Below are 11530 nucleotides of genomic sequence, written 5' to 3'. Positions count from 1 at the left end.
TTAATCCCACCACCCTAATACAATGATTTTTACGATATTATTTCCTGAATCCCTTACGATTTCGATAACTCTAGCATATTTTAAATTTTCAATTGGAATTTTTTGCCCTGTTGAAGTTAAAACTTCAATGTTTGTATTTAATATTATTCTTCTATGCTTATTTATTATTAAAGAGTTCCCTTTCACCTCAAAATTGCCTTTATAATCTTCTGCAAAGGCAATATTAAAAAAAATTATTGTTGAGAGAATTATTAATAATTTAATTAGCATATTCATATTAAAATTATAGCAATTTTTTCTTCAACAATCGTGAGAGTTTTGTGAGAGTTTTAATTTGACATTTTAAGTCAAATACTGTGAAAATTTAGTTATGAAGAAGTCAGAAAAACAACTTAAGAAAGAAGAGATTAAACAACTGATTATTGCAGAACTCCCAAAGTTAATGAAAAGAGATGCTCAAACGAGAGAGTTAATTTACAACCTTATGAAGGAGCGTTTTGCTGACAAAAGGCAGACTGAGGACCGCTTTGAAAAGATCTTAAGAGAATTACAAATCCAGAGAGAAGAAAGTGAGAAAAAATGGGCTGAGTGGAACAGAAAATGGGAAGAAAATCAGAAAAAATGGGAGGAAAATGAAAAAAAGTGGGAGGAAAACCAGAAAAGATGGGAAGAAAACCAGAGAAAATGGGAGGAAAATCAAAGAGTGATTAATTCAATCCTGCAGGAAATAAAACTTCTTCATAGAAAACACGACTCTTCAATAGGTGCTCTCGGAGCAAGATGGGGTCTAATTGATGAAGCAACCTTTAGAGAGGCAATGAAAGGAATACTGGAAGAAAATTTCCCAATCAAAGTAACAAGATACTGTAAGAAAGACACAGAAGGCGAAGTATTTGGAAGACCAGACCAAATAGAGCTTGATTTGATAATCAGAGATGGTGAAGTAATTGTAGCAGAGATTAAATCTTCGACAAGTAAAGGCGATGTGGCTACTTTTTTGAGAAAACTAAATTTCTACGAGAAAAATGAAGGGAAAAAAGTACACAGAAAAATCATAATCTCGCCAATGATTGAAAATGCTGCCAAAGAATTTGCCTTATCCTACGGGATTGAAGTTTATGGTTATCCTGAAGAGGTTGAGTTTAAAGAAATGCAGAGTTCTAATTAAATATATCCTTCAAGGGGAATTTTAAACCTTTTATAATCTCAGACTCAATCACATCTTCTTCGTAATAGGTGCGTCTAAGTTCATACTGCCCTGGCTCTCTTAAAACATAGACTTCTATCAATTTATCCTCTGGAGCTACAATCCAGTATTCCTTTACCCCGAATTTTGCATATAATTTCTTTTTTTGAACCAAATCCCTGTAGGTTGATGCTTCAGAGAGTATCTCTATTACAAGGTCTGGTGCTCCCTGAATGTTTTTTTTCTCCTATGATAGAAGCTCTTTCCTTTGATATGAAGAATATGTCAGGCTGAACAACATTTTCATCATCGAGGTAAACATCGCAGGGTGCATCAAAAACCTCACCAAGAGAATTTTCAGTAACATATCTTTCAACTAAAAATTCAATTTTTCTTGAAATTCTCTGATGTTTAATATTCGATGAAGGTGTAATGATTAAATCTCCTTCAATGAGTTCATGTCGTAATTCATCTGGAAGGTTAAGATAATCCTGATAGGTGAATTTTTTCTTTTTTAAGACTGCCTCAGCCATAGTTTAATCTAATATTTAAATGCCTAAAAAATCAAAAGAACTATAAAATGCTCACCCTTTGCTCTGTATTTTAGCTGTAGTTTACTGGTTCTACAGAGATACTCAGCGATCTGTAAACCCAATCCAGAGCCCTTAACAATTTCTGTGAAGTCATTTCTAATCGCAACTGCATTTCTGAAAATTTTTATGTGAATCATTTTTTCTGAATATCTAAATGCATTATCAATCAGCAAAAAAATTATTGTCTCAACCACTTCTGGATTATTATTGAGATAGACTTCTCTTTTACTGAAAAGGAGTTTTTTATCAGTTTCAAATTTTGAAATTACTGTTTTTATCAATTCCTCTAAGTTAATTTGTTGTTTCGATTTAGAGATTTTAGGTAATTTTTTTACTGCTTCAATAGTTTTTTGTATCTCCGCACCAATGGCATTACAACTTTTTTCCATTCTTTCAAGAACTCTGCTTTCTGGCTTTATTTTTAGTATTTCTATGTTTGTATTCATCGTTGAGAGAAAATTACCAATTTTATGGGATAAAACAAAAAAGAGAAATCTCAAAAACTCCTCATGTTCCTTCTCTTTTCTGCTTATTACATTGAGAATCCTGTAGAAAAGATAGCTTAAAACAAGGATTAGTAAAACTTCCCATATAAGTATCGTCTTAGAATACTTATTAAATCTCTCTTTAGCATAACTTTCTTTTAATTGTTCTGGATAGGGGATTTTGGAGAGAATTTCTTCTTCCTGTTGCTGTTCTTTAAAAAAGTTTATCGTTATAAAGTTAATAACAGAGAAAATGAGTACCACAGAAGTTGCGAATATGATGAATATTTTTAATTGAAAACTCAATCCCTTAATTCTCCTTCCAGCTTATATCCTCTTCCTTTATAGGTTTTAATACAGTTATAGGGCAGAATTTTTCTCAGCTCTTTTATATAAGTTCTTACCACTTCATCACCAACTGCCTTTCCACCCCAGACATAGTTCAAAATTGTATCACAGCTAACAATCTCGCCTTTTCTTTTTATCAACAAAGTTAATAAATCCCAGGCTGTCTTCGAAATCTTTATTTCCCTGTTATTTTTAAGTATTATTTTTGCATCAATATTGATAGTAATATCTCCAATGGTAAATACAGTCTCTCTTTGAACTCTTTTACTTAATGCCCTGACTCTGAGCAGCAACTCCTTTGGTTCAAAAGGTTTTGTAAGATAGTCATCGGCTCCCCGAAGGAAACACTCCTCTTTGCTGGTAAACTCGGTTTTAGCTGTAAGAATTAAAATTGGCGTGTTTACTCTGTTGTCTCTAAGAAATGTAATTAAATCCTCTCCACGAGTGAAATTTAACATAAGGTCAAGAATAATTACATCAAATTCATAAACCTTAATTATATTGGGAAGTTTTCTTTCATCATAAATCCATAATGTATCAATACCATTAAGTCTGAAATAATCCTCTATGCTTTCACCGAGGACTTTATCATCTTCAATCAGAAGAACTTTCATCAAATGAATATTACAACAAATCAAAAGCTTTTTCAATAAAAAAGGGGCAGACATTCTCATGCCTGCCCCTCTGGAGAATCCGTAAATATTAGTACATATCAGGTGATGGCATTGGAGGTTTCTTTTCTTCCTCTGGAATTTCAGCTACAAGCACTTCTGTTGTAAGCATTAATCCTGCAACAGATGCAGCATTCTGAAGAGCTGTTCTTGTAACTTTTGTTGGATCAATAATACCTGCTTCCATCATATCAACAAATTTTTCCTGATATGCATCGTATCCAAAGTTAATGTTGGTGTTTTCCTTTACTTTTTCAACAATGAGTGTTGCCTCTACACCAGCATTTGATATAATCTGCTTTATTGGCTCTTCAAGAGCTTTCTTGACAATCTCAATACCAAGCTGCTGATCGTGATTTTCAGCTTTTAAATTCTCAAGAGCTTTCTGGCATCTCAGCAATGCTACTCCACCACCGGGTACAATTCCCTCTTCAACTGCAGCTCTGGTTGCATTCAGTGCATCCTCTACTCTTGCTTTCTTTTCTTTCATTTCTGCTTCAGTTGCAGCACCTACATTGATTCTTGCAACTCCACCTGCGAGTTTTGCAAGTCTCTCCTGAAGTTTTTCACGATCATAGTCAGAAGTTGTCTCTTCAATCTGAACCTTTATCTGTTTAATTCTTCCCTGAATCTTCTGAGGATCTCCTGCTCCCTCTACGATTGTGGTATTGTCTTTATCAACAATGATTTTCTTTGCTCTTCCGAGATCATCAATCTTTACGTTTTCAAGCTTTATTCCAAGGTCCTCTGAAATTACTGTTCCACCTGTGAGGATAGCAATATCCTCAAGCATTGCCTTTCTTCTCTCTCCAAATCCAGGTGCTTTGACTGCACAAACCTGAAGCACTCCTCTGAGTTTGTTTACAACCAATGTTGCAAGAGCTTCGCCCTCTACATCTTCAGCAATAATTAAAAGAGGTTTGCCCATTCTTGCGATCTGCTCAAGAATTGGGAGCAAATCTTTCATGCTGGAAATCTTTTTGTCGTGAATTAAAATGAAGGCATCCTCAAGAACACACTCAAGGCGCTCAGGATCAGTTATAAAGTATGGGGAAATATATCCACGGTCAAACTGCATTCCTTCAACTATATCAAGGGTTGTAGCCATTCCCTTTGCTTCTTCAACAGTGATAACACCGTCTTTTCCAACCTTGTCCATTGCCTCAGCAATAAGTTCACCAATTGAAGCATCATTGTTTGCTGAAATAGTTCCTACCTGTGCAATCTCTTTTTTATCTGCAACAGGTTTAGAAATCTTTTTGAGTTCTTCAACTACTGCCTCAACAGCTTTGTCAATTCCTCTTTTGAGATCCATTGAATTGGCACCGGCTGAAACATACTTGAGACCTTCTTTGTAAATCGCATAGGCTAATACAGTTGCAGTTGTCGTTCCATCACCTGCCACATCAGAGGTCTTGGAGGCAACTTCTCTGACAAGCTGTGCACCCATGTTCTCAAAAGGATCTTTGAGGTCTATCTCTTTAGCAACTGTAACTCCATCTTTTGTTACATTGGGAGAACCAAACTTCCTCTCAATTACTACATTTCTTCCTCTTGGTCCCAATGTTGCTTTTACAGCATCAGTAAGAATTGTAACACCTTTAAGAATAGCCTGTCTTGCTGCATCACCAAATATTAACTGCTTTGCTGCCATATCATCCCCTCCTTTTTTTTATTTTTCTACTATTCCAAGTATTTCTTCTTCTTTGATAATTAAGTACTCAACATCGTCAATCTTGATTTTTGTGCCTGCATATTTGTCAAAAAGAACAGTATCACCAACTTTTACTTCTTTTACCTCAGAGCCAACCTCAAGAACTGTACCCTTCTGGGGCTTTTCTTTCGCCACATCAGGTACATAAATTCCTCCAGGTGTCTTTTCAAGTTCTTCTGATGCGAATTTTACAACTACTCTGTCTTTTAGTGGCTTAATCTTCATATCCTCCCTCCTTTATTATTATTTTAGTGAGTTATTAGCAACTAACCTTACCGAGTGCTAATATAACCTGAAATTGAATCTCCAATCAAGGCTAAATAAGACAATTTATAAGCAATTTTTGATTAATTTTTCGTAATATCGCTATTTTTTATCAATTTTCGTTATATTTCTTTGAAATATTAATGAATTTTAAACAACATAAAATTCCCCTATCAGAAAGTTTTAGCATTTATCCATGTTATAATAGTTTTAATCGGATGGACTTTTTCAAAATTAAAAAAACATACTACTCTGCAAAAAGGTTTCAAGAGATAGTCAATGTCTTTATAAAACATGGATTCGGTCAGATAATTGACCAGATTCATCTTGGTAGATTCATAGCTCTAAAGAAAAGAATAAAAACCTTTGGAAGATGGCCCTATTACAAAATCACTGCTCCGGAGAGATTAAGAATAGCTTTTGAAGAGTTAGGCCCAACTTTTATAAAACTTGGACAACTTCTTTCATCTCGTCCAGACCTTGTGACCATTGCCTATGCACAGGAATTTAAAAAACTTCAGGATAGAGTCGCTCCATTTGAGTCAGAAAAAATCTATGAAGTAATTGAAAAAGAGCTTGGAGTAAGTATTGAAAAAGTCTTTCACAGTATTAATCCTGAACCAATTGGCTCTGCATCTATTGCCCAGGTTCATGAAGCTGTTTTGAAAGATGGGAAAGAAGTTATTGTAAAGGTAAGACGTCCTGGAATAAAGCAACAGATTATGCTTGATCTTACAATACTTCATAATCTTGCAAAACTCATTGAAAAATACATTCCTGAAAGTAAAATTTTTGATCCTATCGGTATTGTTGAAGAATTTTCGCGGGCTATTACAAAAGAGATAGACTTTAGAAGAGAAGCATCCAATGCAATAGTTTTCAGAGAGAATTTCAAAGACAGCCCGAATGTTTATATTCCCTATGTGTTTAAAGAGTTTACTACTGAAAAAATTCTTGTTATGGAAAAAGTGAAAGGAGTCAGAATAGACGATGTAGAATCACTTAATAAAAAGGGATTTAACATTGAAAGACTCTTAAATAATTTGATAGAGATGTATTTCAAACAAATTTTTGATCACGGCTTTTTCCATGCTGATCCTCATCCTGGTAATATTCTTGTGATGGACAACTCATCTATAGCTTTAATTGATTTTGGTATAGTTCAAAGGATTGATGAGGAATTTAAGGAAATTTATGCAAATATCGCTCTGGCAATAATAAATCAGAACACTGATAAATTAATCAACGAGTATCTTAAGCTTGGCATTATTCCAGAAGAAATTGACAAGGAAAAACTCAAAAGAGAACTAAAAGAAGACCTGGAAGATCTTCTTTTCCCACTCTACACGTACAAAATCGAAGAAATCAGGATATCAGAACTAATTGAATCAATCATGAAAGTAGCTCTAAAGCATAGATTGAGATTTCTTCCTGAACTTTTATTAATTGATAAAGTTTTAATTATGCTTGAAGGATTAACAAGGGAACTCTGTCCCAAAATATCAATTATTGAATTGCTAAAGCCTTATGCAAAAAAAATTATATCAAAGAGACTACAACCTGATTTCTATCTCAAAAAAACTCTTAAAGCACTGAATGAATTTAAGGAAGCTGCTGTAAATATCCCTTTTCAGCTTAAAACTCTTCTAAGGAAAGCTGTAAAGGATGAGATAACAATCCGCATGTATCATGTGAATCTTCCCGAATTTATAAAGGATATTGATAAAGCAAGCAATAAAATCTCCTTTGCTCTTATTGTAAGTGCTATGATTCTTAGTTCTGCAATTATGCATGCAGCAGAGGTTAAACCACTTGTACATGGAATTTCAGTTTTTGGTTTAATTACAGGAATTTTTGCTTTCTTTCTTGGATTATGGCTTATCATATCAATAATCAGATCTGGAAAACTGTAGTTGTTTGCTATTAAGGAGATTTTTTGATATAATTTAACATGTTTAATTTCTTATCAATTCTATTATTTTTCTTTTTTTTCATCGGCTCTGCTTTTGCTGATAGAATTTGTGTTCAGATCATTGATGGTCAAAGAGTTTATACAAATCTCTGTGAAAACTTAAAAAAGTCATACAAACCTCAAAAGATTCATCAGTATAAGACAGTTTCAGGGATATCAAGACAGGAACTTGAAAAAATCGTTGAGGAAAAATCAAGGTTTTATGGAGTAGATCCTAAGTTAATAAAAGAGATGATAAGGGAAGAAAGTGGATGGAATCCTAATGCAGTATCTCCAAAAGGTGCCATAGGAATTATGCAACTTATGCCAGGCACAGCAATTCTGATGGGTGTTAAAGATCCCTTTGATCCTGTTCAAAACATAGATGGTGGAATAAGATATATGAAGTATCTTCTTGAAAAATTTAATGGTAACTTTCAACTTGCTCTTGCTGCCTATAATGCTGGACCAAGTCTTGTGGAAAGTCTTGGAAGAATCCCTAACATTGCAGAAACACAAAACTATGTAAGAAAAATATCTTTAAGATACTCAGGAAGTTCACCCCATTATAAAATTGGAAAACCAATTAAAGCTGTAGTGCTCTCTGATGGAACAGTAGTATACACTAACAGGGAGGATCTTTATATATGGATAAAACAATAGTAGAAGAAATAAAAAAACTTAAAAAACAAAGGAATGCCATAATTCTTGCTCACAACTATCAGCGTGAGGAAATACAGGATATTGCCGATTTTGTTGGAGACTCTCTTGAATTAAGTAAAAAGGCAACTCAAGTTCAATGTGATGTTATTGTGTTCTGTGGAGTTCACTTTATGGCTGAAACTGCTGCAATTCTTAATCCTGATAAAACAGTACTTCTTCCCGAAATTGAAGCTGGATGCCCCATGGCAGATACGGTAAATATTAGAGAACTTAAAGAATGGATAAAGAAATATCCTAACTCACCTGTTATTTCCTATGTTAATACCACTGCCGAAGTAAAATCATTAAGCTATGCCTGCTGTACATCTGCCAATGCTCCCCAGATTGTAAAGGCAGTTCCTTTCGATTCAATCATTTTTGTTCCTGATAAAAATCTTGCTGACTGGGCAAAAAAGCAGGTTCCTGAAAAAGAGATTATCCCATGGAATGGCTTTTGTCCAACTCATCACATGATAAAAAAGGATGATGTTATTCGTGCAAAAAATATTTACCCAGATGCTTTAGTTGTGGTTCATCCTGAGTGTCGTCCTGAAGTTATTGAGCTTGCAGATCATGTTGCCTCTACAAGTGGAATGGTAAGGTTTGCAAAATCATCTCAAGCTAAAGAATTTATAATTGGCACAGAAATTGGACTTCTTTACAGATTGAGAAAAGAAAACCCAGATAAAAAGTTTTATCCTCTCAAAACTAACATGATATGTCCAAATATGAAAATAACTACCCTTGAAAGTGTTCTTAGAGCATTAAAAGAAAATAAGTACATTATTCAAGTTCCTGAGGATATAAGATTAAAGGCTTACGAAGCAGTTCAAAGAATGTTCAATCTTATGTCTTGATGCTTAAAGAGATAATTATTGAGAAAATAAAAAACCATGGACCAATCCCCTTTGATGAATTCATGGAAATTGCTCTTTATTATCCTGACCTTGGCTATTATACAAAGCCTGATACGAAAATTGGCAGACAGGGAGATTTTTTTACAGCATCCCATTTATGTTCAACATTTGGTTTTCTTTTAAGCAAACAGATAGAAAATTTTTATCACAAACTTAAATGTTTTGAAGATTTTACGATTACTGAAATAGGTCCTGGCATGGGATATCTTGCAAAGGATATTCTTGAAACTCTCTCTATTTCAGTAAAATATAATCTCGTAGAGATAAATCCTTCATTGATAGAGATTCAAAAACAAAATTTAAATCACTATCTTGATAAAACCAATTGGTACAAATCAATTGATAAACTATCTCCCTTTGTCGGGGTGTTTATATGTAATGAAGTTTTTGATGCTTTACCTGTAAGAGTTTTTGAGATCAATACCTCAACAGAGATGATGGAAGTCTATGTAGATTTTAAAAATGATGAATTAACTGAAACTCTTCTGCCATGTAGAGATGAAACTCGTGAGTATATTGAAGAGTTTGCACCATGGATTTTAAAAATAAAGGGTTATCGTTCAGAAGTAAACTTAAAAATGAAATCTTTAATTGAAACTCTGAGTGAAAAATTTGAAAAAGGTTATGTTTTAATTTTTGATTATGGATACTTAGCGGAAGAATACTACTGTTCTGAAAGAAAAAGAGGAACGCTTCTTTGCTATTATAAGCACACAATTAATGAAAATCCATACACTAACATAGGTAGCCAGGATATTACAGCCCATGTTAATTTTACAGCCCTAAAAAAATGGGCAGAGGACTCAGGATTTGAATGTGTTGGATATTTTTCTCAGAGCAACTATCTGATCTCACTTTGTGATGAAAAAGTTTTAGGTGAAATCTATCAAAAAAATCTAATACAGCATTTTAAAAGACTTGTACTCCCCCAGGGAATGGGGGAGTCCCATAGAGTTATGATTTTATCCAAAACTTAAATCAATAGGGTCTCTTACCTTTAACATTACCTGCTGGATTATAGTTACAAACCCAGATTTCTTCTCCGCTACTACAAAGCGCTCTTCCACATCCTAACTGTCTGGTTTCACTCCACACCAGTTGTGTATAGTGACCACATTGTCTGCCTTGTTTACATGTATTAGATGCATAGTCATAATAAAATCTTTCATCTGCCCAGTAATCAACAACGTATTTTGCACTGACAGCATAGTTTGCCCAGAAAATATTTTCTCCCAGTTTGTTACTGCTATGAATCATTCTACATCCGTAGTTTTTAGCGAGCTTATATGCCCAGTCCTTAGCAATTTCTTCAAGTTCTGTTGACCAGATTAAATCAGGCACTCCAACTTGATTTCTCCATTTATTATGCTCTGCGAGTAACTCTCTCTTTTCTTCCAGAGTAAGCTCTGCTGAATGTCTGTAATAGGCAGGGTATTGCCTAATACCTGTACAGTTAATCAGAATTAATAGAGAAAGTAACAGGGTAAAACCTATAACATATATTCGCAATTTTATATTCTCCTTTTTGTCTAAATCCCTGCTTTTGTAAGTTCTTTTATAATTGCCTGCCCTATTACATTTCTCTGAATCTGATTGGTTCCTTCATAAATCTGAAGAATTTTTGCGTCTCTCATCATCTTTTCAACAGGATAATCCTTCATGTATCCTGAACCACCCATAATCTGAACTGCATCAACTGTTACTTTCATTGCTACATCTGTTGCAAATGTCTTTGCCATTGCAGAAGCTTTTGTAATATCTTTTGCTCCAGAATCAATGTATCTTGCAACAGAGTAAACAAGTGCTCTTGCAGCTTCGATCTGAATTGCCATATCAGCAAGCATGTGCTGAACTGCCTGAAAGCTTATTACTGGCTGACCAAATTGTATTCTCTGTTTGGCAAACTTTGCAGCTTCCTCAAAAGCACCCTGAGCAACTCCAACTCCCTGAGCTCCCACACCAACCCTACTCTGGTCAAGTGTTTTCATTGCAACAATAAATCCCATACCTTCTCTGCCAAGCATGTTTTCTTTCGGAACTCTACAGTCTTCAAATATCAATTCCCTTGTAGCAGATGCTCTTATTCCCATTTTGTTTTCTTTTTTTCCAAAACTGAAACCAGGAGTCCCTTTTTCAACAATGAATGCTGACGCACCTCTTGGACCCTTAGTTTTATCTGTCAGTGCAATAACTGTATAAATCTCTGCTTCACCACCATTTGTTATCCACTGTTTTCTTCCATTAAGAATATAGTAATCTCCATCCTTTGTAGCAGTTGTTTGAATTCCTCCTGCATCGCTTCCAGCATTTGGCTCTGTAAGGGCAAAAGCAACCAGTCTTTTTCCATCAGCTATATCGGGCAAATATTTTTTCTTCTGTTCTTCAGTTCCAAAAAGAAGAATAGGATATGTTCCCAAAGCATTTGCAGCATAGGTTGTAGAAACACCGAGGCAGACACGGGATAGTTCCTCTACCACGAGACAGAGTTCAAGAGCTCCTGTGCCCAGCCCTCCATATTCCTCTGGAATGAATACTCTGAACATGTCTGCCTGAGCCAAAATTTTCATAATCTCCCAGGGAAACTCACCTGTCTCATCAAGTTCTGCTCTAACTGGTTTAACATGCTCCTCAGCGATTTGTCTTGCAAGGTCTTTTATCATCCTCTGTTCTTCAGTTAAAAAGTAATCCACCTATAACCT

General features: G+C 34.8%; 14 protein-coding genes. 5 read left to right on the top strand and 9 right to left on the bottom strand.

Annotated elements, in window-relative coordinates; all coding sequences use genetic code 11:
* Complete coding sequence (locus tag TAGGR_RS08340) at nt 1-276, bottom strand: hypothetical protein (protein WP_059176904.1); 276 nt, start codon at nt 274-276, stop codon at nt 1-3.
* Between the two features lie 94 nt (nt 277-370).
* On the opposite strand from TAGGR_RS08340, the gene TAGGR_RS08335 reads away from it, so the two are divergent.
* Entirely contained in the window at nt 371-1168 is a 798-nt protein-coding gene (locus tag TAGGR_RS08335; protein WP_059176903.1) for a PD-(D/E)XK nuclease family protein, read from the top strand.
* Here the strand turns inward: TAGGR_RS08335 and TAGGR_RS11050 are convergent.
* The 6 genes from TAGGR_RS11050 to TAGGR_RS08305 form a co-directional block, all read right to left on the bottom strand.
* On the bottom strand, nt 1161-1391 hold the full coding sequence (locus TAGGR_RS11050; RefSeq protein WP_369688461.1) for a Uma2 family endonuclease: 231 nt from the start codon (nt 1389-1391) through the stop codon (nt 1161-1163). The two genes, TAGGR_RS08335 and TAGGR_RS11050, sit on opposite strands and share 8 nt — an antisense overlap.
* On the bottom strand, nt 1381-1719 hold the full coding sequence (locus TAGGR_RS11045) for a Uma2 family endonuclease (RefSeq protein ID WP_059176901.1): 339 nt from the start codon (nt 1717-1719) through the stop codon (nt 1381-1383). Before TAGGR_RS11045 ends, TAGGR_RS11050 begins: the two co-directional genes overlap by 11 nt.
* A gap of 23 nt (nt 1720-1742) precedes the next feature.
* On the bottom strand, nt 1743-2570 hold the full coding sequence (locus tag TAGGR_RS08320; protein ID WP_059176900.1) for a histidine kinase: 828 nt from the start codon (nt 2568-2570) through the stop codon (nt 1743-1745).
* Entirely contained in the window at nt 2567-3226 is a 660-nt protein-coding gene (locus TAGGR_RS08315; RefSeq protein WP_059176971.1) for a response regulator transcription factor, read from the bottom strand. The genes TAGGR_RS08320 and TAGGR_RS08315 overlap by 4 nt, the downstream gene beginning before the upstream one ends.
* A gap of 88 nt (nt 3227-3314) precedes the next feature.
* Nucleotides 3315-4937, bottom strand: coding sequence for a chaperonin GroEL (groL, locus tag TAGGR_RS08310; protein WP_059176899.1), 1623 nt, complete (start codon nt 4935-4937; stop codon nt 3315-3317).
* A gap of 18 nt (nt 4938-4955) precedes the next feature.
* Complete coding sequence (locus TAGGR_RS08305) at nt 4956-5222, bottom strand: co-chaperone GroES (protein WP_059176898.1); 267 nt, start codon at nt 5220-5222, stop codon at nt 4956-4958.
* Nucleotides 5223-5479: 257 nt separating this feature from the next.
* On the opposite strand from TAGGR_RS08305, the gene TAGGR_RS08300 reads away from it, so the two are divergent.
* Genes TAGGR_RS08300 through TAGGR_RS08285 form a run of 4 tightly spaced genes read left to right on the top strand, consistent with a single transcriptional unit; the run spans nt 5480 to nt 9808 of the window.
* Nucleotides 5480-7174: an ABC1 kinase family protein gene (locus TAGGR_RS08300; RefSeq protein WP_059176897.1), complete on the top strand. Its 1695-nt coding sequence runs from the start codon at nt 5480-5482 to the stop codon at nt 7172-7174.
* 38 nt (nt 7175-7212) lie between these two features.
* Nucleotides 7213-7875: a lytic transglycosylase domain-containing protein gene (locus tag TAGGR_RS08295; protein WP_059176896.1), complete on the top strand. Its 663-nt coding sequence runs from the start codon at nt 7213-7215 to the stop codon at nt 7873-7875.
* Nucleotides 7860-8771, top strand: a complete 912-nt coding sequence (nadA, locus tag TAGGR_RS08290; protein ID WP_059176895.1) for a quinolinate synthase NadA — start codon at nt 7860-7862, stop codon at nt 8769-8771. The genes TAGGR_RS08295 and nadA overlap by 16 nt, the downstream gene beginning before the upstream one ends.
* Nucleotides 8771-9808, top strand: a complete 1038-nt coding sequence (locus TAGGR_RS08285; protein WP_059176894.1) for a class I SAM-dependent methyltransferase — start codon at nt 8771-8773, stop codon at nt 9806-9808. The genes nadA and TAGGR_RS08285 overlap by 1 nt, the downstream gene beginning before the upstream one ends.
* 1 nt (nt 9809) lies before the next feature.
* Here the strand turns inward: TAGGR_RS08285 and TAGGR_RS08280 are convergent, their stop codons facing one another.
* Both TAGGR_RS08280 and TAGGR_RS08275 read right to left on the bottom strand, forming a co-directional pair.
* Nucleotides 9810-10340 (bottom strand): CAP domain-containing protein, encoded by a 531-nt coding sequence (locus TAGGR_RS08280; RefSeq protein WP_059176893.1) that lies wholly within the window; start codon nt 10338-10340, stop codon nt 9810-9812.
* Nucleotides 10341-10360: 20 nt separating this feature from the next.
* A complete protein-coding gene (locus tag TAGGR_RS08275) occupies nt 10361-11521 on the bottom strand; it encodes an acyl-CoA dehydrogenase family protein (protein WP_059176892.1) in 1161 nt (386 codons plus the stop codon).
* Nucleotides 11522-11530 lie beyond the last annotated feature (9 nt).

The organism is Thermodesulfovibrio aggregans (genome assembly GCF_001514535.1).
In the GTDB taxonomy this organism is placed as follows: domain Bacteria; phylum Nitrospirota; class Thermodesulfovibrionia; order Thermodesulfovibrionales; family Thermodesulfovibrionaceae; genus Thermodesulfovibrio; species Thermodesulfovibrio aggregans.
Note: the sequence above shows the minus strand (reverse complement) of the source record. Positions and strands in the feature narration are given on the sequence as shown.